Below are 23,306 nucleotides of genomic sequence, written 5' to 3' on the forward strand. Positions count from 1 at the left end.
GAGGGGGGATTTGACATTATGAGAGAAATATTCTAAAATGGTAACATTATGAGTCGAAAGTGTTTTATCTGCGCTAAAAAACCGATCGTCGGCCACACGGTCTCGCATTCCAACCACAAGACCATCCGGTTGTTCAAGCCTAATCTGCAGTCAATCAACATCCTGGTCGAGGGGAAAAGACGGAAAGAGAACGTCTGCACCAAATGCCTGAAAGCGGGGAAGGTCCAAAAAGCTTTAGCGCGCGGCTAATCTCTTTTCATTACTCTTGATCCCGAACAAAGTGATCGTCTTTGCTTCTTTATCTCCCAGCCAGACAAAACCGCCGCCGGTCGTACGGTAACCCGCCAGGTCGCAACCGCCTGTATCAAGATTAACGGCCGAACCGACGTTGGGCAATTTCGCAACAATGCTCCCCAGCTCGAATAAATCGACATAGGAGTTTACCTGTACAATCCCATACTGCCCCTCTCCACCAGTCAGGAGAACCCGGCGCCGGTCGCGGCTGGGGCTTGATTCCTTATCGGGAACGAGATTCTGGCCGCCGTCGACGATCAGGTTTGTCTGGAACATGGAAACACTGCTTCCCGGCGCCAGTGCGGCACTGATGATCGGCAGAGGCGGTTGAAGCTTGATATTATTTATCTTCGGCCGGCCGTTATCTATCGTTACCAAACCGTGCATTTGCGGCGCCAGGAAAAGATTGCGCGGTTTGCCGTTGACGATCGATAAAGTGGCCGGAATATTATCGACAAAATCGGAGGCATAATTGGCCGAGGAAAACAAAATAAAATCTTTGGTGCTTTCGCCATAGTCATAGCCGGTATAATCCTGCTGATCGTAAACCAGGTAACTGGCGGAAACCGCGGCCTCCGGCGGGACCATCAGGACTTCGCCGATCTTTTCGTTGTTCAAGTGCAAAGCAAAGTTTTCCACGCCGCCGCTCAACCGGTTGCCAGTTGCAGTCAGCTCTACACTGCCCGAAATATACTCCGGCCGATGGCCGCCCTTGCCGACATTTTCCATAATTTTTCCCAGCGCGTGACTGGGATTATAATAAATTTGAGAAGCGATATGGCCAGCTTTTTTTGATCTGGAAATTTTGTTTGGAATATGGATACCTAACGAGGCAGCGGTATCGGCAAATGGCTCCGGGTTTAATTTTTCGTAAATAAACGCGACATATTTGACGGCGGTCAACTGGCACTCCCGGGCCAATGACTGGTCATTCTTCTCGATCGCTTTTTTGAAAATTTCCGCTAAAATCGTTAAATTTTGCCGGGTATTTGACTGGCTGGGCAAAAGATTATTAATTCGGGCGACTTCCGACCGCTCCAGCCGCTCCAGCCGCTCCAGAGCGCCCGAAGGCTCGATTTTGGCTTCCGTACGGGGCTGATTAATACGGTTGTTTACTCGCTCGATTTCAGCCTGAACGTTAACATTGCTGTTGCGGGCGAGAACATAAGCATCTAAAGCTAAAGTTAACAGTGAAAACTGGGTGTCACCCATAGCGCACCTCTACCAATATTATCGATATTGGAGCGCTTTTTCTTGCGTTCCCAACAATTGTTGGGTTATTGGAGGGCGATCTTTATGAAATAAGCGGGGATAGTTGGGTCGCCAAATGATACTTGTTTTTTGCCGTCATTATAATAAATATAAGACGAGGGCCCCCCGTCAAGGTTGAGGGCGTAACTGATATTTCTCACCACTCTGGCAACAATATACTGACTGACGAATAAGGAAACGGGCGTTTTTAATACAACTAGATGAGCGCAACCGGCCCGATCAAGGGCGATGATCGTTCTCGGCTGCCTGTTCAGGTCGTTTCTGACGATGCCGAATCTTGGGCCGGGCTCAACCAGCATTGGTCCATTTTGGACTGCAAAAGAAATGCCGGGATCGGCAATATAATCACCCGACCTTATCATTTGAAACAGCCCGTTTTTGACCATAAATGTCCCGGACATCAAAGCCCGATTGGATAAGGGGGCCCGCTGTCTGCCGCCCTCGATCAACAAGCCGGTCGGCGATCCGTCCGGCTCAAAAAAACCGCCGTTAACGATCAGGCAGGTTTTTTGGCACTGCATATTGCTTTGTAATTGGGGCGATTCAATCACGCTGATTGAAATGTTTACCGGAGAAACTGTAGCGTGCTCATAATTAACGCCCTGTATAGTACCCTCTTCCAGATCCAGCCGGCTAGCGGGGGGCCGGGAGTATTGCCTAAGCAAAGGGGCCGTTAATAATAGGATGTTTTCGATCATAAGCCTGCTGGTTTATTATCTTCTGGTAAGCTTAAAGATTTCAGTCTACTTTCCCGCGCTTAAATCTTTGCGTCGCGATCTCGTCCATGAACTTCGTCTCTAGATCGTTCATGATCTTCTTGTATTCTTCCAACTTTTTTTCCTTGTGCTTCTCCATGATCTTCTTGTCCTTCATCGCCTCGACCAGGTGGACCCGTTGCTCTTCCAGCTTCTTGCTCGCCTCGATCACCCGCTCGACTTGCTGGTCAAGATCGTCTTTCAGCACGTCAAGGTGGGCGCGGCGGCGCATCACCTTGGAAAAATCAGAGATCGGCCCTTTCCGGAAAACGTTGCGCAGGTCCTCTTCCTTGCCGCGCTTCTCAGCCGCCAGTTTGGCCTCCTGCTCTTTCTCCTTGACGTAGGCCTGGTTCTTTTCGGCGAATTTCTCCTGTTCTTTGCGCTCCTTGATCTCGCGCACTTTCAGGACGGCCGTGAGGTCGTATTTAAATTTCTTGCCAGGTTTTGGTTTAGCCATGGGTCATGCTCCTAATGGAAAATTGCCAGCAGGCGATTGACCGTGTCCTCAAAGGGGACTTGTTCAAAGGTCCCCTGCTTCAGGAAATCGTTCACCTGGTCGATCTTGGAGAGGGCATAATCGATCTTCGGATTGCTCCCTTTGACGTAAGCCCCGATATTGATCAGGTCCTCGGCCTCGGCGTAGCGCGCCAGTACTTCGCGCAGTTTGCCGGCCGCCGCCTTTTGCTCGTCGGAAACCAGGTTGGTCATAATTCTGGAGACGCTGGGCGGCACGTCGATCGCCGGATAGTGGTTGCGGGCCGCCAGGTCGCGCGAGAGGATAATATGGCCGTCGAGGATCGACCGGGCATGGTCGGCGATCGGCTCGTTGAAATCGTCCCCTTCGACCAGGATAGTGTAAAAAGCGGTGATGCTCCCCGCTTCCGAAGTGCCGGAGCGTTCCATCAGCCGGGGGAGCAAGGCAAAGACCGACGGGGTATAACCTTTGGTCGTCGGCGGTTCGCCGGCCGCCAGGCCAATGTCGCGCTGGGACATGGCAAAACGGGTGACCGAATCCATCATCAAAATGACGTGTTTGCCGGAGTCGCGGTAGAACTCGGCGATCGCCGTCGCCACAAAGGCCGCCTTCATCCTGATCAGCGGCGGCTGATCGGAGGTTGCCACAATAACCACCGACTTGCGCAAACCTTCCTCGCCCAGCGATTCTTCGATAAAATCGCGCACTTCGCGGCCGCGCTCGCCGACCAGGCAGATCACGTTGACCTGCGCCTCGGCATTGCGGGCGATCATCCCCATAACGGTCGATTTGCCGACACCCGAACCGGCAAAAATACCGATCCGCTGGCCGCGGCCGATCGTCAACAAGCCGTCGATCGCCCGGATACCGACCCGCATCACTTCGGTCACGCGGGGCCGTTTGACCGGATCGGGGGGATTGGCATCGAGCGGATAATCGGTTTCGCCGACCAGCGACCCTTTGCCGTCGATCGGCTCCCCCAGCCCGCCTAAGATCCGGCCCAGCAGGTCCCAGCCGACCCTCACTTTTAAGGGGTGTCCGGCGGGGACGACCTGGGAGCCGGGCGAGATCCCGGAGGTGGAACCGAGCGGCATCAGCAGGACGCGGTTCTCCTTGAAACCGACCACTTCGGCAAAAGAATCGCGGTTTTCTTTTTCGATGCGGATACTGCAGAGGTCGCCAACGGAGACGCCGCCGACCTGCGCCTCGATGATCAGCCCAACCACCTGGACGACCTTGCCGATCACCTTGACCATTTCGGCTTTTTCCACCGCGCGTTGGTATTTACCGAGATCGAGCGCCGGGCTCATGCCGTCTCTTCCGAGTTGACCTTCTGGAGCACTTCTTCGATCGAGCGCAGTTTGGTCGCGATGCGGGCGTCGATAAAGCCGAGGTTGGTCTCAATGACGCAGCCGCCCGGCTCGATGTTGGCATCTTCGATCACGGAAAAACTCTTGACGCCGTCGAGCATCCCGGAGAGGCGGTCCTTGTAGCGCTTGATGTATTCGGCGTCTTCGCGATTGACCCGGACAATGATCTGTTCCCGGTCGGAAACGCGGCTGATCGCTTCGGAAACGATATTGAGCGTCACGTCGCGGTGCATGGAGACCTCGGAGCGGATGATCTGTTCGGCGATCTTGAGGGAGAGGCGGAGAAGCTCGCTCTCCGCGTCTTTGATGATCTTTTTGCGCTCCGTGACCGCGGCATTTAAAGTGGCCAGCGCTTCCTCGATCCGGGAGGCGGCTTCTTCCCGGCCCGCCAGGCGCCCTTCTTCCTTGGCCTGCTCGCGCAGTTCGTTCGCCTCGTTATAAGCATCCTCGATCAGTTTCTGCGCTTCGCTTTTGGCCCTGGGGAGGTCATCAGCCGTGATCCCGGCCAGCGTGGCCGCCACCGGGGCGACGCGGTGCTCCCGCTTGGGAAGCTCAACCGGGGCGCGCTCGATAACGAGCACTCCCCGCTCTTCCAGTTGGTCGCGCTTGATCAGTCCCATAAATTAATTAAAATAATTTCCCCGCGAACATTGACCGCATTCTGGCCTCAAGCTTGGGGCGGAGGGAGGTTTCTTTCAGGTTAAGAATAAGTTCTTCCACTACCTGCCGCTCGCGCGGGATCGCGCCGAGCGCGGCGGGACGCTCTTCGTCCGGGAGCAAGGAGATCAGGAAGGCGGCGACCTGCGGCCGCTCGTACATCAAGACGCCGTATGACCTGACCGGGGCGACCGGCCGCGGCAAAGCTTCAGTGCGCCTCTCCGGCAGGGCGAGAAAAGAGTGGAACTCCCCCATCACCTCCGCCAGCGCTTCCGGCGATGGGGTCGGCAGGTGGTTTATCCCGGAGGCGATCAGGTCGGCCAGCTCGCCCGGCAAATAGCGCAAGATCCGGGAGGAGACATCCGCCCCCAGGATCGAGAGGAAGATCGTCGCTTTTTCCCGGCCGGTCAATACCATATTATTCACTCAACCATTTTTTCATAAGTTCGGCGATCTGTTCAGGATTATTCTCCGCCATGGTCCGCATTTGCTCAAGCTTTCCGCCACGCGGCCCCGGGGCCCCTTCCGGAGCGGCCACGCTCGGCGCGGAAAGCGCCGCTTGGCTGGAAGAACGCCCGCGGCGCCAAGCCGCGGCCAGCCAGACAAAAATGATCAAGACGACCAGGCCGCCGCTCAACCAAACGATCCGGCGAAAGGTCAGGAAAGATAATCCGCGGCCCGGCGCCGCGGGCGTGGCCACCCCGGCCGGCCTGATCGGGTTCTTGATCACGATCTCCGGCGCCGGCGTCGCCAGGTGGAACGGCACCCGCTGGATGATTATCTTGTCGCCGCGTTTCTTGTTATAACCGATGGCGGCCGCGATAGTCGAGAAGGTCGCCATCTTCAAGTTCGCGCTGAAATCGACGCGGTTGTCGATCAGGACGATGGCGTTGACCCGCTTGACTTTCAGCTCTTTCGATTTGAGCTCGTTATCCTTGGCCGGTTTGACGTCGAGGGCCACTTTGACAATGATGCTGTTAATTGGATAGAAACGGTTGACCAGTTCCTGCGCCTTGCCGGAGAGATCCTGTTCCAGTTCTTTCTTGGTCTGGACCTTGAGGATGATCCTTTCTTCGGCCGAGAGGGTCGCCAGTTGGGTCAGTTTCGCCTCCAGCCTGGCCTGCGCTTCGGCGGTAATGTTGACCGGCCCGGTCTTGGCGACCGTGACTTCCGGACTGACCGGCCGGACCTTGGTCAGAATGATCTCCGGCGCGTTGGCCGGTGTTTCCGGGGTGACCATCTCCGCCAGGCTCTCGGCCGGCGGCGGCGCCATGGCGGCCGGCTTGGCGATCGGCACCATCGGGCGGACGGTCAGGATCCGGCCGGTGTCGTCGACCACGGTAACATTCTCCGGTTGGAGGTTCTCCACACTGCTGGCCACCAGGTAAACGATCCCGTTGATCTTTTCCGGCGCCAGGACAAAACCGGGGCGAAGCCGGAGCAAGACCGCCGCGGTCACCGGCGCCGTGGTGGCGGCAAAAAGTTTGGTTTCCGGGATGACCACCTGGACCCGGCAATCATCGACCCCTTTGATCTGGCGGATGGTCCGGCCCAGTTCACCGGAGATCGCCCTGATCAGCTGGATCCGCCGGTCAAAATCGGTCGCGCCGAGCCGCGCCTCATTGAAGATCTCCCAGCCGACAGAGCCGCCGGTCGGCAAGTTCTTCTCGGCCAGGCCCATGCGCGCCAAATCGGCCTTTTCTTTTTGCACGGCAATGGCGCGCCCGTCGTCCCTGATCTCGTACTGGATGTCCAATTCTTTAAGGCGGGTAATAACATTGGCGGCATCTTTTAATTCCAGGTTGGAATAGATGACGGTATAACCGGGTTTTCTCGCCGTCGGCCCGCCGGGGGCGCAGCTGCGAAAAATAAAGAAGAGGACCGAAAAAATGACCACAGCCAACACCCCGGCCGTCAGCAATAATCGGCGCAGGTCAAAACCGCCTGGTTCCGCCATGGTTCATCCTTTCACAATAAGATTAGATCTGCATCTGGGTGATCTCTTTGAGCGTGTTGACGGCCGCATTCACGGTCGTGACCGCCAACTGGGTCGCCACGGTCATCTTGGCCTGGGCGACCATCACATCCTGGAGCTCCGCCTGTCCCCGGGTATACTTGTCGATCAGCTGGTTGGCATAAGCCTCTGTCTTGCTGATATCGTTCAACGAGTCGATCGCCCGGGCCAGCATGTCGTCAAAAGCGTTGCCGCTGAATTCCGTCTTGGTGGCGGCGGGCGGGGCAGCCGGCGTCGGCCAGCCGACCGAGGGTGGCGCCTGGGCCAAAAGGTCACCGTCCCCCAACAATTGGGCCAATCTCAGATCTGCGTTGATCGGGCCGATCGCTTGCACCATTTAACCCCTCCTGACTACTGTAATTGTAACGTGTCCTGCATCATCTTCTTGGTCGCGTTAAAGGCGGTTATGTTCGCCTCGTAAAGTTTTGAGACATAGACCATGTCGACCATTTCGGTCGCCATGTTGACGTTCGGCATCAGCACATTCCCCTGGGGATCGGCGTCGGGATGGCCGGGATTGTAAACCTTCTGGAAAGCAGTCTGGTCCTCGACCACATCCAGCACGGAAACCCCGCCTCCGCTTAGGCCGGGGGCCAGTTTCCCCTCCGCCCGGGCCAGCTCATCCTTGAAGGAGAGCGGTTTCTCCGAGAGAAGGGCGATCCGCCGGCGATAGGGTCCGCCATAGATCGTCCTGGTCGTGCTGATATTAGCTATGTTGGAAGAGATCAATTCCATGGTCCGGCGCTGGGCCTCTACTCCGGAAACGCTGATCTCCAGGGCTTGGTCAAGACCCATGGCTCACTACCTCCTTCCCTGCGTCACGATCGACTTAAGTAGGCCTAACTTCCCCGTCATCATCTTCAGATAGGCCGAATATTTGACCGAGTTTTCCGTCAATAAAGCCATTTCCTGCTCCAGGTTGACCTGCTTCTGGTCCTGCCGCTCGACCGCTTGCATCAACTCCGAGTCAAAATCTTTCGGCCGGTAGCCGGGGGTCTTGGCATTGGCGATATTATCGGCCAGGACGGCCTGCCGCCTGGTCGCGACCGTCATCGCTTTTTCCAGGTTACCGAACGTCTCGTCAAATAAACCGACCGGGTTAACCGTCATTTTACCTTCTTTTTCAATCCTTCGATCGCCTTGGCCAGGACGCGGCAGACCTTGGGCCGGGAAAGGTTCAACTTCTCCGCGATGGTCTTCTGGTTGACCCCTTTATGGAAAAAGAGCTCAACAACCTGGCGCTGCAGCGGCGGCAGGTCGAAGACCGCGCCGCGGATCCGCTCTTTCAGCTCGCTGAAATCGGCTTCCGATTCCGGAGTAACATCACCCGTCACCTGCGGCTCCACCCCGGTCGCCCCCATCTCCTCGATCGACAGTAAGTACATTAGCGCCGAAGCGGAAACGATCTTTTTGATCCGCTTGAGGGCGTGCTTGAACTCTTCTTCTGACAGTTCTTTTTTCGCCAGGAACTCATCGTCCTCCTGGTCTTTGCGGCTGGTGACCGACTTGACCCCTCTTTTGGCCAGATCGCGGACCATCACCTGGACCCGGTACGGCACCGGGTTATAGTTCTTCAAGCCGTCGAGTATCTCGCCTCTGACCCGGTAAGAGGCATAGGTCTCGAACTTAACGCCCCGCTTCGGGTCAAAGTTATCCCAGGCCTTCATCAAGCCGACCGTCCCGTCGGACACCAGGTCATCATACTCGATGTTGGGCGGCAACCCCTTGCCGGAAACCATGGAAGCGATCGAATGGACGAGCGGCAGGTACGCTTCGACCGAACCGTGCGTCGTCACAACTTTTATTGTTTTGGCTGGAGGTTTCGTCACTGGGCAAATCCTTCCCTGGAGGCGGGCCAGGCCTGGCTGGCGATCGCCGTTTTGGCCATCTGTTCGGCCAACTGGTCGATCAGCATATCTTGGTTCAGGTTCGAGGCAAAATTGGTCTGGTCTTCTTCGCTCAGCGGGCTCAAGTTCGGCGTTTTAAAGACTTGTTTCAGCATTTCTTTGTAAAAGATCGCCATGAACTCGTTCTGGGCCCTTGCCCCGGCCGCCGTCCTGGCCGCCGGCAGGAGTTGGGCGTAACTGCTGGCCGAATGGACCAGCGGGTTGATCTGTTCAACCATCAGATGACCTCCAATTCAGCTTTGATCGCCCCGGCTCTTTTCATCGCCTGGATGATGGCGACCAGGTCTTTCGGTGAAGCGCCGATCGCGTTCAAGGCCCGGACCAGTCTGGAGAGGGTCGGTGCCGCCGGGATCACCTTGAGTTGTCCCTCTTTCCTCTTCAACTTCGCCTGGCTGGAAGCATGATAGGTCACATCATCCTGCGGCGCGTCGAAATCGCCCGTCCCCTGGGAAAAGAGCGAGATATTGCTGATGTAGACGTCGATCCCGCCATAGGTCACGGCGACCGGCGCGATCGAGACATTCTCCCCGATGACGATCGTCCCGGTCCGCTCGTTGATCACGATCTTGGCGATGGTATCAGGGGTCACGGTCAGGTTCTCCAGCCGCGAGATCAGGGCGACGGTATCCTCGCCGGCGTAAGGGACGACGATGGTCCCGCCATCCGTGGCGGTCGCGTCCAGTCCGGCCCGCTTGACCGCCGCCACCACCCGGTTGGCCGTGGTAAAGTCGGCGCTGTTGAGGACAATGGTCACGCCCCCCTTGCCGACCAGGGTAACAGGGACTTCTTTTTCGACCAGAGCCCCGCCCGGGATCCGTCCGACCGTGACCTGGCGCTGCTTGGCATAGGGGACGCTGGGCGAACCCGGATCGACCCCGACCAGCAGGCTTCCCTGGGCGACAGAGTAGATCTGGTCATCAGCCCCCTGCAACGGCGTGATCAGCAAGGTCCCCCCTTGCAGTGAGATCGAGTCGCCGACCGAAGAGACGGTGACGTCGAGTTTTTGGCCAGGCTTGGCGAACGGAGGGAGAACTGCCGTCACCATCACGGCCGCCACGTTACGCGACTTGAAATCGATCGATTGCGGCACGACCCCCATGCGGGAAAGCAAGTTGGTCAAAGCCTGCTGGGTAAAGCCGGTCTGGCTCTTGTCGCCGGTATTATTGAGGCCGACGACCAGGCCGAAACCCATCAGCTGGTTCTCTCTCGCCCCCAGGATAAAAGCGATATCTTTAAGCCGGGCCGGCGGCGCCGCGGCAAAAGCCGCGGAAGAACTAACAATTAACAACAAACAACTAACGACCGCCAGTCGCCAGCCATTAGCGAAAAACTCACGCATGTTCATTCCTTTCGTTAGAAAAGCCAATTGAATATCCTGGTCAACCAGCCCGGAGCGCTGGCGTCGCCGACCGCGCCGGTCCCCTTGACCATCAAGTTGGCATTAGCGACCTGATAAGAGTAGATGGTGTTGGCCCCGCTGATATCTTTGGGCCGGACCGTCCCAGTCAGGCCGATCGCCTGCATTTCATCATTGACTTCCACTTTGTGGACACCTTTGATCGCCAGGTTGCCGTTCGGCAGCACCTCGGTCACCCAGGCCGCGATCCGGGCGGTCACATTGCTCCCCCGGCTGGTCGCCCCGTCGCCGGCATAGCGGTTAGAGACCGCGCCGCTCACCTGGGTATTGGCGCCGATGATCGGGGTCAGGCGCTGCAGGGTGTGGGTCAATTTGGCGCTCAAATCATCCTTGACGTTCGACGTGGTCCCCGCCAGGTTCTTCGCGCTCGAGCTTTCCAGGATGATGATGTTGATAATGTCGCCGACCTTGTAAGCTTTTTGGGTCGAATACGGGGACGCGCTGTTCTCGTTCCAGATCGCGTCAGCCAGAACCGCGCCGCTGACGATCAACAGCAGACAGCTTACGGCCAAAAACTTTTTCATTCGACATTCACCTCTACTTCCGCCGCTGAAATGACCTTCCCTTTGAGTACTTTGTTGGCGTCGAGACGTTTGACCTGGATCAGCTCGTCAAGGTAGCCGTCGGACAGGGCCTGGCCTCTCGCCTTGACCGTCAACCCGGCCGCGTTCGCGACCAGTATCACTTCCTGGCCGCCGCGCACCAAGGGCGGCGGGCCGACCATCCACTCAAAAATGGTACTGTTCTCGGGAATAGCGATCTTGGCTTCCAGCGCCTGCAACTGCTCCGGGGCGATAAAATATTTTTGCGGCAGGAGGGCGACATCGCGCTCTACCCAGCTCAAATCAGCGGCCTCGATCTTTTGTCCTTTTTTAATAAGTTTCGCGGCCGCCGCTATCGGCTTGAGGACCTCGACCTTGGCCCGGAGGAGGAACTTGACGCTGCCGGTGACGGAGGTCGCCTGCAAGGGAAAAATAACATTGCCGGCCGGTTTGAATTCGGGATAAGCCTCCAATATCTTGAACTGGGCGTCAGCCGGGAGGTCGGCTAACTGGGCAAAGGTCTTGGCGGCCGTTTTATAGGTCACTTTGATCTCGGTTGGCGACCAGGCCGGATTTTTGGCCAGGATAAACTCCTTGATGACCGCCGTAACCTTGGCTTCCGGGTTATCTAACGCCCTAGCGGCATTAACCTCCAACCTCAAACCTCCAACCTCAAAACAAAAGGCAAGAACCAAAAGGCAAATGACAATAGGTTTGGATATTGTATTTTTAGATTTGGTATTTGTTTGGATGTTTGAAGTTTGAAGTTTGAAGTTGTTCACGTTTATTGTTTCATCTGCTCCAGCTTGGCCAGCATCCCTTCATAGCTCGAGACCGCTTTGGTCACGGTATCAAAGACCCTCTGGACCATGACCATCTTCATCATTTCCGAAATAACGTCGACGTTGCTCTGTTCGACCGAGAACTGGTTGACCGAGCCGTAACCGGATTGGTTCGGCGCACTGATCGCCGGATCACCCGAGGCCTCGGTCGCCGTATATAAATTTTGGCCCAGCGAACGCAAGCCGGCCGGATTGGTGAACCTGGCCAAAGCCAGCTGGCCGACCTCGTTCTGTTCGGTCGCGTTGTCGATCGAGACGAGGATCGTCCCATCCTGCCGGATAACGACCGAGGTCGTCCCCTCCGGTATCTGGATGGCCGGTTCGAGCATCCGGCCGTTCGGGTCAACTATGTTCCGCTCATTGTCCAGATGAAAGTTGCCGGCCCGGCTGTAGGCCATCGTCCCGTCGGCCATTTTCACTTGAAAAAATCCCTCCCCCTGGATGGCCAGGTCAAGGGCATTATTGGTCACCTCGATCGCCCCCTGGGAAAAATCCTTGGGGGTGGCGGCGACGCGAACCCCGGTGCCGTGCTCAACATTGACCGGCGGCTGGTCTATCCCCGACATCGCGTCACTAAGCGTATCCTTGAAACTCTTCTCGACAAAAAAGAGGCTCTCCATCTCCGCGCGCGACTTCTTGAAAGCGACCGTTTTGGCGTTGGCCAGGTTATTGGTAATGTTCAGGATCTCATCCTGCATCGCCGAGAGGCCGGTCGCCGCGACATAAAGCGGTTGGAACATTTTATCCTCCTTTTACCCTAAGCCTAGCGCGGAACTATTGAGTCGGCCGTCCCATCTCCATCGCCCGGGACAGGTTAGCGTCCCGGGTCGAGATGATCTTCGCGTTAACGTTGTAGGTCCGCTCGACCATGATCATCTCCATCATCTGGTCGATGACATTTACATTCGATGACTCAACGTAACCTTGGATGACCCTCGGGTTTTCCACTTCCTGCAGTCCGGAAGCGGCCTCGCTCCGCTTAAATATGGAGCCATTAAGGGGGGTTAAGGCATCCGCTTGCTCCGGATTGATGACCCGCAGTTTATCAACGACGACCCGGTCAACCCGGACCTCGCCGTCCTGGGTTATCTCCACGTCGGCACCCGGGGTCACGACCAGCGGGCCGGACTGCCCCAGCACCGGATAATTGCCGGCGAGAGTGATGATCCGGCCGTCCTTATCGAGTTGAAAGCGGCCGTCGCGGGTATAGCCGTCGCCCCAGGGACCGGAGATAACAAAATATCCGTCGGTGCCCAGGGCGACGTCAAGCTTGCCGCCGGTCTTGACCAGCGCGCCCGGGAGGTTGCTGTAATGGGAACTTTCGACCTGCGGCCGGACCGGACCGAGCCGTTGAGTGGCGGATTCGAGTTCCAGAGGAAAACCACGGATGACCGCTTCCGATTTTTTATAGCCGGGGATATCGGCGTTGACCATGTTGTCCATTAGTTTCCGGACGCGCTGGTCAGTTGACTCTAAGCCGGCACTTCCGATCTCCAAAATGCGGTCGGTCATTGTGAAAAAATTATATTCTTGAATAGCCCCATTGTCAATCGATAAATTAAGAAATTTTTCCGCCGTTCGGCAGTTCTTTATCGATCGTTAGAACAACGACCTGGCTTTTGTCTTCATTGGCGGCCGCTAGCAGCATGCCGCGCGACTCAACCCCCCGGATGGCCCGCGGTTCAAGGTTGGCCAAAACGACGATCTTTTTCCCCAGCAATTCCTCCGGCGCGTAAAAAAGCTTGATCCCGGCGACCAAAGTGCGCGTCTCCTCCCCCAGGTCAACGGTCAGCTTATAGATCTTATCCGCCCCTTCGATCGCTTCGACCGTCTTGATCTCGCCCAGACGCAAGTCGAGTTTCTTAAAATCGTCATAAGTGATGTTGTCCACATTTTCCTCCTCGGTTTATACTGAATTTACATCTGATATTAATTATACAACAGTCGTGATATAATTTCAGCCATGGAAATGATCGCCATCATTCTCTCCGCCCTGACCCTGGCCGTCGTCGCTTTCGTCGTCCTGAAACTGAACGGGTTGAACGGGGCGCCGCAAAACGACCGGGCGATCGACATGATCCAGAAACAGATGGAAGAGATCCGCGGCTCCGTGACCAAACTTTACTCCGATAACCAGACGATCCTGCAGAAGGTCAACACCGATTTCGTCCAGACCATCCAAAACCTCGACAAGAACACCAACGCCCGCCTTGATAACGCCGCCAAGGCGATCAAGGACGTTTACGGACGGCTCGGCGAGGTCCAGGAATCGACCAAGAAAGTGACCGAGCTCGCCCAGAGCATCTCCTCGCTGGAAGAGATCATGAAAGCGCCTAAACTGCGCGGCGGCATGGGGGAGCTCTTTTTAAGCGACCTGTTAAGCCAGATCCTCCCCGCCCCCTATTATGAACTGCAATATCGCTTTAACAGCCGGGAGACGGTCGACGCCATCATTAAGTTAAAGAACCTCATCATCCCGATCGACTCCAAATTCCCGCTGGAGAACTTCAAGAAGATAGTCGAAGCGGAGACCGACAGCGACAAGCTGGCCGCCAAAAAGCAATTTATCCGCGACGTCAAGAAACATATTGACGCGATCAGGAAAAAATATATCCTGCCGGAAGAAGGGACCTCCGATTTCGCCCTGATGTATATCCCCGCCGAGAACGTCTATTACGAGATCATCGTCAAGGACGAGAACATCGACGACGACAAGGGGGTCTTCCGCTACGCGCTGGAGAACAAGATCTACCCGGTCTCACCCAACTCTTTTTACGGCTACCTGCAGACCATCCTGCTCGGCCTGAAAGGGATGAAGGTCGAGGCGCAGGCGCAGGAAATATTGAAAAAGATGTCCCAGCTGGCCGGTGATTACATGAAGGTCCTGGAAGATTTCGAAAAAATGAGGACCCATTTAAAGAACCTATCGGTCAGTTTCGAATCAACCGACAAACGGCTGACCAAGTTCGGCGACAAGCTTGATACGCTCGAGGTTCATTCGGAGACTCCACTTCTCCCTAACCCCTAATTCGCCGCGCTTGGGCAGATCTCCCGATACGGGCAATAACCGCAGGCGCGATAGCCGGGAGTAGCGTGCCAATCGGCCGCGCGGATCCCGTCAGCCACCTGCTTGATCTCCGCCCAAACCTTGGCCAGCGATTTGGCGTTCGGCGTGAGCGAACCGACCAGCCCGCTCTCGATGAAATTCAGCTCCAGTTTCTCCGGCAGCCGCCCATGTTTCTTTTGCCAGGCGAGCGCGTAGATCGCCAACTGCCGGCTTGACTTGACCTTCTTGTCCGCCTGCGCCTGTTCCCTTACTTCAGTCGTCTTAAAATCAACAATGTAAATTCCCCCAGGTACCTGGTCCCTGGCCCCTGGTCCCTGTTCCACTAGATCGTAACGTCCCTTCAACTGGATCTTATCTTCGACTACGGCAAATTCATCCTCGACCGCGATCGGTCGCCGTCCTCGTTTTGGTTCAGTCTTAAAAAAGCGGGTCAAAGCGGCCACGCCGCTGGCGTAACGCTGCGTCTCATGCTCCCGGGAGATAAAACCCTCCGACGACCAATTCCGCTTAAAAACCGCCAGCAACTCTTTGAGGGGCAGCTTCTTCTTGTTCAGTTTCGCGCTGAAATAAGCCTGGACCGCTTGGTGAACGGCTGAACCGAAGATTATCTGGTGGTTGGGGAGAAGCGGCACGCGCAGGACGTGGACATATTTGTATTTCAGCGGACAGGTCAGGTAATCTTCGATCTGGTAGTGGGAAAGCAAGACGACCGCGTCAGGTGACCGCGGCTTGGCCGACGCCGGTAACGGGCCCGCGCCGGAAAAGAGCTCGATCTGGTCGAGAACGGGGCTCTTGAGCATGGTTATGTCCGCCAGCGGCAGGTCGAGCGCTTCCAGGACAAAGCGGGAAACCTTTCTCCCCCGTTTGCCGCCGTAATCGACCGCCGAAGTAAAATATAGTTCCCGCCTGGCCCGCGTCATCCCGACATAGCACAACCGGCGCTCTTCCAATAAATGCACATCACCCGGCGGAACTTCTTCTTTGATCAACTCGTCCGGCAATTCGATCGGCTGGCGGCGGGAACGGACCGGGAATTTATCCCCGACCAGGCAGACCATAAAGACGACCGGAAACTCCAGGCCCTTGGCCTTATGGGCCGTCAGGACATTGACCGCGTCAACGTCGCTATCGGGCTGGGCGGAGGCCGGATCATCCCCCGACTCTTTCAGGATGTTAAGATACTGGACGAACTCGGCCACCCGGTCAACCTCGGCCACCGCTTTGAACTCACGCACTTTCTCGAAAAAGCGGGCCAGGTTCCTGATCCGGTCGTCCTTCTCCTCGCGAGCCAGTTTAGCCAGGTAGCCCGACTGCTTCAGAAAATGATACAGGAGCTCACCGGTACTCTTCCCCCTGGCGAAATCAAGGTAGTGCCGAATATCCTCCATGATCTTGGCGACGGCCGCTAAAGTTCCTTCATTTATGTCCGACAGAACCTGGAACTCGGAACCCGCCACTCGCGACTCCCCCAGATGCGTAAAGGCATGGTGCAAAGTGTAATTGCGCCGCTTGGCAAAGGTGCTGATCTTCTGCAAATCCAACGGACCAAGCCGATAGACTTCGGAGAGGGCCAGTTCATAGAGCGAAACGGAATCGGCCAGGTCGCCGATCACCCGGAGGAACGAGACCGCCATTTTGATCTCCGGAAAAACATACAACCCTCCCCCGCCCGAGAACTGGTGCGGGAGCCCGAGCATATTCAGCGACTGGCGGAACGGCTCGGCGTCGGCGTTTGACCTGACGAGGATGGCAAAGTCGCTTAACTTATATTCTCCCTTGTCGAATTTCTCCTTGATCGTCTTGGCGACCCAGTCGGCCTCCGACTGCACCCGATCGAAGTGCTTGTGGAGCGGCAGAATCTGTTTCGGAACCTGAGACTGAACGTCTCGGTTCCTCAACTTGTTGGAACCGCGAGGTTCACTCGCAGGTTCCAACATTGAAACCAATCTCTTATCAATTCCCGACTTGACTTCCAGCCGCTCCGGATCGTTATGCCGGATCAGGCGGCGGGCGGCATCGAGGATCGCCTGGGTCGAGCGGTAGTTATCGGTCAAGACGACTTTAGAACATTTTTTGTAGATCTTCTCAAAATTAAGGATATTGGAGATCGCGGCGCCCCTAAATTTATAGATCGACTGGTCATCGTCGCCAACGACCGTAATATTGGCCCGCTTTCCCGCTAAAAGCTTCAACAGCTCGAACTGGGCGTAATTCGTATCCTGGAACTCGTCGACCAGGATGAACTTGTAACGTCCCTGGTACTCTTTCCGGATCGCCGGGTTATCGCGAAAAAGTTTTAAAACAAGATTGACCTGGTCGCCAAAATCAACCAACCCGTGCTTCAGCTTCAACTCCTGATACTTTTTATAAACTTTGGCAACTTCCAATTGCTCTCTCCGGCCACTGATACCTGGTACCTGGTACCTGGTACCCTTCTTCTTCGCCCAGCGCAGATACTCCTCCGGACCAATATCTTCATCCTTAGCCCGGCTAATGACCCCGAGCAAAGCTTCGACATGTTTGGTCGGGTCGGACAACGACTTGTAATGTTTGAGCGGGAACTCAAAAATGTGTTCGCGGAAGAAAATGACCTGCTCCGCCTGGGAGAGGACCCGGTAATCGGGGCTCAAGCCAAGGTCGATAGCGTGATCGCGCAAGACCCGGTCGCCAAAAGCGTGGAAGGTCGCGATATTAACGTCGATATAACCGTAGGGGACCAGCAGATCGACCCGCGACTCCATCTCCTCGGCCGCTTTATCGGTAAAGGTCAGCGCGAGTATCTCTCCGGGGTTAGCCAGTTTTTGCTCGATCAGCCAAGCGATCCGCCGGGAAATTACGGTCGTTTTGCCGGTGCCGGCCCCGGCAATTATTAAAAGAGGACCTTTTTTATGGGTAACGGCCTGAAGTTGATCGGAATTCAAACCAGAGAGGATGTCGGTGCTTGGCATGGGGGTATTATACCACCTCACCTTCCGTAGCCCATAACTCACCCCCGCTATAGCTAGGCAAGCCCCCCCCTCTCTTACTAAGAGAGGGGGGACGGGGGGGGTGAGTTCGGACACAAGTTTTACCCCTCATTCCCCGATAATATAGATGAGAGTCGTCTATATGACCTTTCAGTTTGCCTGTTCCTGATCGTGTCATTTTTATCATAAATAAGCCCGAAAAAAACAGGTCCGCCGAAGGCGGATTTTTTGTTGATAGGAGGAGAAAAAATGGCAAATCAGATCCAGTCTGATTCATTAAAATATGTGAAATCAAATATGGCTCTTGTCCAGAAGTTCAAAGAGATGGATAAGAATGGCGACGGCAAGATCGATAGAGCCGAAGCCCAAAAAGCCGGAATGGCAAAAGAATTCGACGCCGTCGCGGCCAAAGATGGTAACAGCGACAGCATTTCTCTTTTCGATCTTGAGTCGACAATAAACAAAGACTCGGTTTCGATCTCAAAACCAAAAATATTTACTACCGCAGAGCTCGCCTCCGCCCAGAACTTGACCCCCGAAGGGACCAGGAATTTTCTGCGCAACGCCAAAGTCAATCCGGACGGCTCCATTACTGTGAACGGCAAACAATATAATCAGGAAGGATTGCAATTATATGCCAATGGTCAGGTTAAAAGCGGTTTCCTCGCCAAAGATACCAAGATCGACGGCATCAATTACGCCGTCGACTACGAAGTTTCATATCATCCCAACGGCAAGGTTGAGAAGGGATATACGGGTGACGAGTCAGTTAAGTTTGGGAAAGGCAAGCTTGAGCTTAACGGAATTGCGGAGATCACGCGCGATGAAGCAAGTAAAGTCGTAACGGTAAGTTCCAAGGCCCCGTTTGAAGCTCTAATGCGCAAACAACCCGTGCAGGTAACCGAGTTCCATTTAACTCCGGGCGGTTACTATGAATATACCCTGGCCGCCGCGACAGAAATTGAATTAGGGGGCCAAAAGATCACCCTGCCCGAAGGGGCAAAAGTATCGGCCATCCCCGGTGATGACGGCACCGACCGGCGGCCGATCGGCCGTATCGATATTCCGGACAAGAAAATCGTCTCGATCAACGGCGTTGATTATAAGCAAGGCGTCGCTTTATACGACAACGGTCAAGTGTTGCGTGGCCGGCTGGCTGCTGATACAACTATCAACGGCGAACCTTTAATGGCGGGTTCGGTTATTGAATATAACAAGGGCAGCAATCAGCTGGCAAAAGTTACAACGCCCGAAGGCCGCATTTTAAAATCCTATGATTTTCGCCATAACGAGCCGGCGGTAGTCGCTGCTGCCAAACCAAAACCTGTTACTTCGGTCACAGCCAAGCTGGTCGAACCCACCGACGAAGAAATCAAAATGGTTGAACTCCGGAACGATTCAGCGGAAAATCCTGTCGTTGCCGAACCGGTATTAAATCCGGAGATCAGGGTCTCTACCGATCCAAAGCGCACCAGCTTGATCAGGGAAACAAACGAAAATAAAGCTATTAAAACAGCCGAAAACAAACCGTCAACGGCTGTTGATGAAGGGGCCAAGCTTCCTTCGTCCCCGGCAAGAATGGCGGAAGCGCCAAAGCTGGCGCCGCAAAATGCGCAGCCGAAAAATCAGGTCAAGCCAAACAGTGTAGCCAAGGCACAGCCAAAGGACAAAAAGGACGAGTTTTCTAATAATCCTTATTTCCATCAGGACGGACCTCTGGCCCGCTGGGGGAACAGCCCACTACCGGCAGCCTCACAATCATCGAAGACTTATGTTGCTTCAAATAACTGGGATTGGGCCAGGCCAGTTAAGCCGGCAGTGAAACAACCTGTTCAACCAACAAATATCGCTCAGCAAAAGCCCAAAGCCGCTCCTCCGTCAAACCTGACAGTGGCGGGGGCTAAAACCGCCGGCCAGGCAATTCAAACACCCGACTGGAAAGACGGCCGTCTAACCTTCAGAAATATTGCGGGTCAAACCGACGCGATACCAAAAGATAATATTAGTTTGGACGAAATCAATCAAAAGTTTGGCGACGGAATGGATAAGAAATTTGACGGTTTTATTTCGACCAATATTTGGCCGTCGGACTTCGGCGCAACGCGCGGCTCCCTCCGGATCAGTGAGATTGTTGTCAGCGGCAACAACTGCACCATTAAATTTTCCGACAAAATTAAAGTGGCCGGTTATGGCGATGGACCGATAGACAATCCAAGCGCAACGTTCTCATTATCCACCGGCAATACTATCGGCCTGACTAATGGACATGGCGAGAAAATAGAAACCGCATCAGGAACACGTGCCGGCACCGGTCTAGCCGGGATTGGCAATACGGGCGGAGGAGAACTCAGCTCGATAGAAATTACTCCCCCGCAGGTTACTGTTCCGGTCGGCGGGTCTGGATCTGGTCCGCAAAGCGCTTACCGCACCATCGCCGCCAAAACCGAACAATGGAGAACGACCGGGACGAATTTTAATCGTCTTCTGGGCCTTGCCCCCAACAATAAAATCAATATCAAGGTAACTATTATCTCGAACGCCAGCGAGATCGCCGGCAACAAAGATCAGCTTACGGTCAGAGAGGCCAGAATCTCTTTTCTTGACGATCGCGGTCGGCCGATCAATTCTCCTCAAGCCGCGACTCTCGGCCGTGAACTAGGCTCTCACTTATTGAAAGAAGTTGGCCCGACCCTGAAAGTTGATTCATTCACAAAAGAATCTGGATCAGGCAGCAACAAAATAACCAACATCGATAATGGCTTGGTTTGCACTGTCACCTACAACATCACCAGAAAATAATTATTTACTGAAATTCTTAACTATTAACTGCGACAACTAAACGGCGAATTTAACTTGCCGTTTATGTTTAAAACAACCAGAATACTACCGTTATTGCTGACACTTTCCCAAGTCGCCTGTTCTCAAACGAACAGGCCGTCAAAACTAATCCCTGCCGCTGCCGAAATCAACCCCGGCCCCGTCATTTCTCATCACGCCAATATCGCCGCGGCCTTTCGCCCGCTAATGGCGCGGCTGGCGGCGGAAAGCCGGCGCAAACCATTTGTTCTGGCGATTGGCGGCGCGCACGGCGAAACTCGCGCTGGACATTCGACCAACCAGCACATCGCCCGGGAAATATTGCCGGGGCTGGCCGAATTCAACAGCCGCATAATTGTCTGGGAATATCTGCAGTTTGGTAATGAAGCCCATCAATCTATTGAGACATATAAGAAAACCGGACGGTATGATGAACAGCTCGCAAAATGGTTGAACATTTTTTCTGAAAATCAAGGCCTGGATGAATTCATGGCGTCAGTCCGGCAATACGGGTTTATCCTGTTCGGCTCAAATCTTATTGATCAGGCCGAGAAGGATGCCTATCCCTATGTGGCAAGCCGTGGTCCTCTGATCAATCAGCGCTCACGCGACACGATCGACCGCCTGGTCGCCCGCGGCCTTAGCGTCGTAGCGATCAACGGCTACATTCATAATGACACTGCTCCGCTGGCTGGCTGGGAACCATATAATTATGGGGCCGAATTTTCACGAAGAGCTGACATAAATTATCTTGAGCTGGACATCATTATTCCGGAATTCTTCGACGACTTTACGGACGAGATCGTTAGGGTGAACAACTGGAAAACTTACGTGCCGAAGGACGGCGTAACTCAAGTTCATTATCCCCGGGAAAACCGATACGTCTTCATCCTGCCCCGCCAATAGGCTGAAATTTCTCCGCCAACGCTCCGACAACTAAACGTGACCATAACAAGACTAGTTAGACGTTATTTTCCTTTAGCAGCCATTCCGATTGCCATAAAATTGGCCGGCTGTTTGACGGCCGACAGGCCCGTAGTGATAAATCGGCCAGAGCCGGTGAATGTTCCGGAAGAAAAAAACATTGTAACGGCTTTCCCCATACTGCATTATAGCGACCTCCAATCAGCCATTCTGCCGATCATGGCCAACTGCCCAAAATGTGTTCTGGCTGTCGGCGAAATTCACAAAAAAGATCCGTCGACCCTCGTTTCGACCGCCGAAATTTTCGCGGCCAAAGTCATTCCTATCCTGCCGGCGTTTGGCCGCACCACCCTTTTGACCGAATTACTCCCCTACGGCTCACGGGAGCAGATCAACCAGTTCAATCAAACGGGCAAAATTGAGCCGAATTCCCTGCTCGACCGCTGGCTGACCAATGTCATGTCTATCGATTATTGCGGGACGATAAAATTCCTGCAAATAGCCAGGGACTCGGGGGTCATGCTCTACGGCACGAATGTCAGCACGCCGGAGGAGTACGTGATTAAAAGGACGGCCGGCAAAAATGATGAGGAACTCTCCCGGATCGTTAAGGAAAATACCCTGAAAGCTCTGCGAGAACTGACCATTGAATCAAGAACCAAAGATATTCCGCTTACAGCTTATAACGGCGCGCGGCAAAATAATGTTACTCCTTTGCCCGGCGAAGAAGAACACAGCTTTGGCCAACTCTTTTCCCCTTCGGAATATTTGGAAGTAGACATCTATCACGGGAATCTGCTTGAAAAAATTGAGGATAAGAGATATATCGGCCTCGACGATTACGGCAGCTACGTTCCCACTAAAGGCGTCAATGTCGTTAAGGTTGACAACCGCGTCATAATAATTTTACCGCCGTCCCAGCAACCGATCAGCTATTCCGCCGAACAAAGGCCCAACTGTCCTTAGTTTACTTGTTTTTTTGGCTTTATACCAACAAATATACGCGCTTATTTCCACTCATATTATCCATAAATCATGCAAGTTTTATCTTCCCCCATACGATTATATAAGTGATAGGTAATTGACTCCGTTAAGCGGAATCACTTCGATGGTCGATCGGGGTTTTTTGCCGGAAAGAATAGATAAGAAGTCAGCATTCAGAATATCAGGAGGTAAAATAATATGGGAGATCCAGCCGGAAAAGTTCCAGTCAATTGTATTCAGTCATATGTCGGGTTAGGTTCGATTAGGAAAGGCGCGCCTCGAAATTTCGTGTGCGATGATGTTGAACAAACATCAAACGCTCCCCGACAGGGAACTACAGAGAAATTAGACAAAAGCGACTCAAGTGATCAAGTCTGGGCATACAATACAACTGCTGATGAGGCGAGAATAAGCAAAGCTGCCAAGCAGGAATGCACCACTGCGATCCAGATGGTTGAAAGCGACGAAGGGTTAATAACTTCCACCACTGTTTCAACTTGCGGTTCTGAAAAAAATAAGGTGGTGGTTGATCCTCTGCGCGCTCAAGAATTGTATACAGACGCCGCATTAAAAGGCAACGGTAGACCAGCGACGGCAGGAGTGATCGATCCGAAGCGCGAGGCAAAATCCAACGCGGCTCTTGCCCAGGCCACAGTTCAACTGCCTAAAAAGCCGGAAGATGCAAATCATAAACCCGTTAAAACCTCATCGGGATTAGCCTCTGTGGGAAATCTTCAAGGAGAAGAAGCGAGTGCTGGTAAAGCTACTGTGGTTCATGGGCCAGTCGCCAATTCAACTGGACCGTTAGTTCCCGAGACGTCGCATCGATCCGCAATAGGAGAACAGCAAGCCGCAAAAAATGCTCACATAGTTAACACTACCAAGTAATTAAAAGGTAGGTCGAAAAATAAGCAAAGCCCCCCGAATTATCGGGGGGCTTTTGTTTTCCCGGTGAGCCACAAAATAGACTGAAATTTTACCTCCCCTCCCCCGAAAAACAATT

General features: G+C 54.4%; 25 protein-coding genes. 6 read left to right on the forward strand and 19 right to left on the reverse strand.

All coding sequences use genetic code 11. From position 1 onward, the window contains the following. Nucleotides 1–48: 48 nt before the first annotated feature. Nucleotides 49–249, forward strand: coding sequence for a 50S ribosomal protein L28 (gene rpmB / locus WC903_01630; protein ID MFA5892658.1), 201 nt, complete (start codon nt 49–51; stop codon nt 247–249). Here the strand turns inward: rpmB and WC903_01635 are convergent. From WC903_01635 to metG, 18 genes are all read right to left on the reverse strand, one after another. After that, a complete protein-coding gene (locus WC903_01635) occupies nt 235–1,506 on the reverse strand; it encodes a hypothetical protein (GenBank protein MFA5892659.1) in 1,272 nt (423 codons plus the stop codon). The two genes, rpmB and WC903_01635, sit on opposite strands and share 15 nt — an antisense overlap. A gap of 65 nt (nt 1,507–1,571) precedes the next feature. Then, the gene (locus WC903_01640; protein MFA5892660.1) at nt 1,572–2,087 is read right to left on the reverse strand and encodes a phosphodiester glycosidase family protein; all 516 of its coding nucleotides are present in this window, start codon (nt 2,085–2,087) and stop codon (nt 1,572–1,574) included. Nucleotides 2,088–2,304: 217 nt separating this feature from the next. Then, the gene (gene fliJ / locus WC903_01645; protein MFA5892661.1) at nt 2,305–2,778 is read right to left on the reverse strand and encodes a flagellar export protein FliJ; all 474 of its coding nucleotides are present in this window, start codon (nt 2,776–2,778) and stop codon (nt 2,305–2,307) included. An 11-nt stretch (nt 2,779–2,789) separates the two neighbouring features. Then, nucleotides 2,790–4,106 carry a flagellar protein export ATPase FliI gene (fliI, locus tag WC903_01650; GenBank protein MFA5892662.1) on the reverse strand — a complete coding sequence of 439 codons (1,317 nt, stop codon included), beginning with the start codon at nt 4,104–4,106 and terminating at the stop codon, nt 2,790–2,792. Then, complete coding sequence (locus tag WC903_01655) at nt 4,103–4,786, reverse strand: FliH/SctL family protein (GenBank protein ID MFA5892663.1); 684 nt, start codon at nt 4,784–4,786, stop codon at nt 4,103–4,105. Before WC903_01655 ends, fliI begins: the two co-directional genes overlap by 4 nt. A gap of 7 nt (nt 4,787–4,793) precedes the next feature. Next, nucleotides 4,794–5,240, reverse strand: coding sequence for a hypothetical protein (locus tag WC903_01660; GenBank protein ID MFA5892664.1), 447 nt, complete (start codon nt 5,238–5,240; stop codon nt 4,794–4,796). A gap of 1 nt (nt 5,241) precedes the next feature. Next, the gene (gene fliF, locus WC903_01665; protein ID MFA5892665.1) at nt 5,242–6,780 is read right to left on the reverse strand and encodes a flagellar basal-body MS-ring/collar protein FliF; all 1,539 of its coding nucleotides are present in this window, start codon (nt 6,778–6,780) and stop codon (nt 5,242–5,244) included. A 22-nt stretch (nt 6,781–6,802) separates the two neighbouring features. Then, entirely contained in the window at nt 6,803–7,174 is a 372-nt protein-coding gene (locus WC903_01670; GenBank protein MFA5892666.1) for a flagellar hook-basal body complex protein FliE, read from the reverse strand. A gap of 14 nt (nt 7,175–7,188) precedes the next feature. After that, entirely contained in the window at nt 7,189–7,632 is a 444-nt protein-coding gene (gene flgC, locus WC903_01675; protein MFA5892667.1) for a flagellar basal body rod protein FlgC, read from the reverse strand. A 6-nt stretch (nt 7,633–7,638) separates the two neighbouring features. After that, on the reverse strand, nt 7,639–7,947 hold the full coding sequence (locus WC903_01680; GenBank protein ID MFA5892668.1) for a flagellar basal body protein: 309 nt from the start codon (nt 7,945–7,947) through the stop codon (nt 7,639–7,641). Continuing rightward, complete coding sequence (locus WC903_01685; GenBank protein ID MFA5892669.1) at nt 7,944–8,666, reverse strand: sigma-70 family RNA polymerase sigma factor; 723 nt, start codon at nt 8,664–8,666, stop codon at nt 7,944–7,946. The genes WC903_01680 and WC903_01685 overlap by 4 nt, the downstream gene beginning before the upstream one ends. Further along, nucleotides 8,663–8,962, reverse strand: coding sequence for a hypothetical protein (locus WC903_01690; protein ID MFA5892670.1), 300 nt, complete (start codon nt 8,960–8,962; stop codon nt 8,663–8,665). The genes WC903_01685 and WC903_01690 overlap by 4 nt, the downstream gene beginning before the upstream one ends. Next, nucleotides 8,962–10,083 carry a flagellar basal body P-ring protein FlgI gene (locus WC903_01695; protein ID MFA5892671.1) on the reverse strand — a complete coding sequence of 374 codons (1,122 nt, stop codon included), beginning with the start codon at nt 10,081–10,083 and terminating at the stop codon, nt 8,962–8,964. Before WC903_01695 ends, WC903_01690 begins: the two co-directional genes overlap by 1 nt. A 14-nt stretch (nt 10,084–10,097) precedes the next feature. Then, entirely contained in the window at nt 10,098–10,685 is a 588-nt protein-coding gene (locus WC903_01700) for a flagellar basal body L-ring protein FlgH (protein MFA5892672.1), read from the reverse strand. Next, on the reverse strand, nt 10,682–11,365 hold the full coding sequence (gene flgA / locus WC903_01705) for a flagellar basal body P-ring formation chaperone FlgA (protein MFA5892673.1): 684 nt from the start codon (nt 11,363–11,365) through the stop codon (nt 10,682–10,684). Before flgA ends, WC903_01700 begins: the two co-directional genes overlap by 4 nt. Nucleotides 11,366–11,487: 122 nt before the next feature. Further along, nucleotides 11,488–12,285: a flagellar basal-body rod protein FlgG gene (flgG, locus tag WC903_01710; GenBank protein ID MFA5892674.1), complete on the reverse strand. Its 798-nt coding sequence runs from the start codon at nt 12,283–12,285 to the stop codon at nt 11,488–11,490. A gap of 34 nt (nt 12,286–12,319) precedes the next feature. After that, nucleotides 12,320–13,057: a flagellar hook basal-body protein gene (locus WC903_01715; GenBank protein ID MFA5892675.1), complete on the reverse strand. Its 738-nt coding sequence runs from the start codon at nt 13,055–13,057 to the stop codon at nt 12,320–12,322. A gap of 46 nt (nt 13,058–13,103) precedes the next feature. Next, nucleotides 13,104–13,436, reverse strand: a complete 333-nt coding sequence (metG, locus tag WC903_01720; GenBank protein ID MFA5892676.1) for a methionine--tRNA ligase subunit beta — start codon at nt 13,434–13,436, stop codon at nt 13,104–13,106. 72 nt (nt 13,437–13,508) lie between these two features. Here metG and WC903_01725 point away from each other — a divergent pair, with 72 nt between their 5' ends. Beyond that, nucleotides 13,509–14,573, forward strand: coding sequence for a DNA recombination protein RmuC (locus WC903_01725; GenBank protein ID MFA5892677.1), 1,065 nt, complete (start codon nt 13,509–13,511; stop codon nt 14,571–14,573). Here the strand turns inward: WC903_01725 and WC903_01730 are convergent. Further along, nucleotides 14,570–17,560 (reverse strand): ATP-dependent DNA helicase, encoded by a 2,991-nt coding sequence (locus WC903_01730; protein ID MFA5892678.1) that lies wholly within the window; start codon nt 17,558–17,560, stop codon nt 14,570–14,572. The genes WC903_01725 and WC903_01730 overlap by 4 nt on opposite strands. 267 nt (nt 17,561–17,827) lie before the next feature. On the opposite strand from WC903_01730, the gene WC903_01735 reads away from it, so the two are divergent. From WC903_01735 to WC903_01750, 4 genes are all read left to right on the forward strand, one after another. Further along, nucleotides 17,828–20,377 (forward strand): EF-hand domain-containing protein, encoded by a 2,550-nt coding sequence (locus WC903_01735; GenBank protein MFA5892679.1) that lies wholly within the window; start codon nt 17,828–17,830, stop codon nt 20,375–20,377. 63 nt (nt 20,378–20,440) lie between these two features. Beyond that, on the forward strand, nt 20,441–21,301 hold the full coding sequence (locus WC903_01740) for a hypothetical protein (GenBank protein ID MFA5892680.1): 861 nt from the start codon (nt 20,441–20,443) through the stop codon (nt 21,299–21,301). A gap of 132 nt (nt 21,302–21,433) precedes the next feature. After that, the gene (locus WC903_01745) at nt 21,434–22,285 is read left to right on the forward strand and encodes a hypothetical protein (protein MFA5892681.1); all 852 of its coding nucleotides are present in this window, start codon (nt 21,434–21,436) and stop codon (nt 22,283–22,285) included. A gap of 216 nt (nt 22,286–22,501) precedes the next feature. Continuing rightward, on the forward strand, nt 22,502–23,191 hold the full coding sequence (locus WC903_01750; protein MFA5892682.1) for a hypothetical protein: 690 nt from the start codon (nt 22,502–22,504) through the stop codon (nt 23,189–23,191). Nucleotides 23,192–23,306 lie beyond the last annotated feature (115 nt).

The sequence above is a fragment of the Candidatus Margulisiibacteriota bacterium genome, assembly GCA_041658645.1.
Classification (GTDB): domain Bacteria; phylum Margulisbacteria; class WOR-1; order O2-12-FULL-45-9; family XYB2-FULL-48-7; genus JBAZZV01.

Coding starts and splice junctions, on each gene's coding strand:
- WC903_01690 (MFA5892670.1), bottom strand. CDS start 8,962: ATGGTTGAACAGATCAACCCGCTGGTCCATTCGGCCAGCAGTTACGCC.
- WC903_01740 (MFA5892680.1), top strand. CDS start 20,441: ATGTTTAAAACAACCAGAATACTACCGTTATTGCTGACACTTTCCCAA.
- WC903_01695 (MFA5892671.1), bottom strand. CDS start 10,083: ATGCGTGAGTTTTTCGCTAATGGCTGGCGACTGGCGGTCGTTAGTTGT.
- fliI (MFA5892662.1), bottom strand. CDS start 4,106: ATGAGCCCGGCGCTCGATCTCGGTAAATACCAACGCGCGGTGGAAAAA.
- fliF (MFA5892665.1), bottom strand. CDS start 6,780: ATGGCGGAACCAGGCGGTTTTGACCTGCGCCGATTATTGCTGACGGCC.
- WC903_01670 (MFA5892666.1), bottom strand. CDS start 7,174: ATGGTGCAAGCGATCGGCCCGATCAACGCAGATCTGAGATTGGCCCAA.
- WC903_01700 (MFA5892672.1), bottom strand. CDS start 10,685: ATGAAAAAGTTTTTGGCCGTAAGCTGTCTGCTGTTGATCGTCAGCGGC.
- WC903_01680 (MFA5892668.1), bottom strand. CDS start 7,947: ATGACGGTTAACCCGGTCGGTTTATTTGACGAGACGTTCGGTAACCTG.
- WC903_01730 (MFA5892678.1), bottom strand. CDS start 17,560: ATGCCAAGCACCGACATCCTCTCTGGTTTGAATTCCGATCAACTTCAG.
- rpmB (MFA5892658.1), top strand. CDS start 49: ATGAGTCGAAAGTGTTTTATCTGCGCTAAAAAACCGATCGTCGGCCAC.
- WC903_01715 (MFA5892675.1), bottom strand. CDS start 13,057: ATGACCGACCGCATTTTGGAGATCGGAAGTGCCGGCTTAGAGTCAACT.
- WC903_01655 (MFA5892663.1), bottom strand. CDS start 4,786: ATGGGACTGATCAAGCGCGACCAACTGGAAGAGCGGGGAGTGCTCGTT.
- flgG (MFA5892674.1), bottom strand. CDS start 12,285: ATGTTCCAACCGCTTTATGTCGCGGCGACCGGCCTCTCGGCGATGCAG.
- fliJ (MFA5892661.1), bottom strand. CDS start 2,778: ATGGCTAAACCAAAACCTGGCAAGAAATTTAAATACGACCTCACGGCC.
- WC903_01640 (MFA5892660.1), bottom strand. CDS start 2,087: ATGCAGTGCCAAAAAACCTGCCTGATCGTTAACGGCGGTTTTTTTGAG.
- WC903_01750 (MFA5892682.1), top strand. CDS start 22,502: ATGGGAGATCCAGCCGGAAAAGTTCCAGTCAATTGTATTCAGTCATAT.
- WC903_01725 (MFA5892677.1), top strand. CDS start 13,509: ATGGAAATGATCGCCATCATTCTCTCCGCCCTGACCCTGGCCGTCGTC.
- flgC (MFA5892667.1), bottom strand. CDS start 7,632: ATGGGTCTTGACCAAGCCCTGGAGATCAGCGTTTCCGGAGTAGAGGCC.
- WC903_01735 (MFA5892679.1), top strand. CDS start 17,828: ATGGCAAATCAGATCCAGTCTGATTCATTAAAATATGTGAAATCAAAT.
- WC903_01635 (MFA5892659.1), bottom strand. CDS start 1,506: ATGGGTGACACCCAGTTTTCACTGTTAACTTTAGCTTTAGATGCTTAT.
- WC903_01660 (MFA5892664.1), bottom strand. CDS start 5,240: ATGGTATTGACCGGCCGGGAAAAAGCGACGATCTTCCTCTCGATCCTG.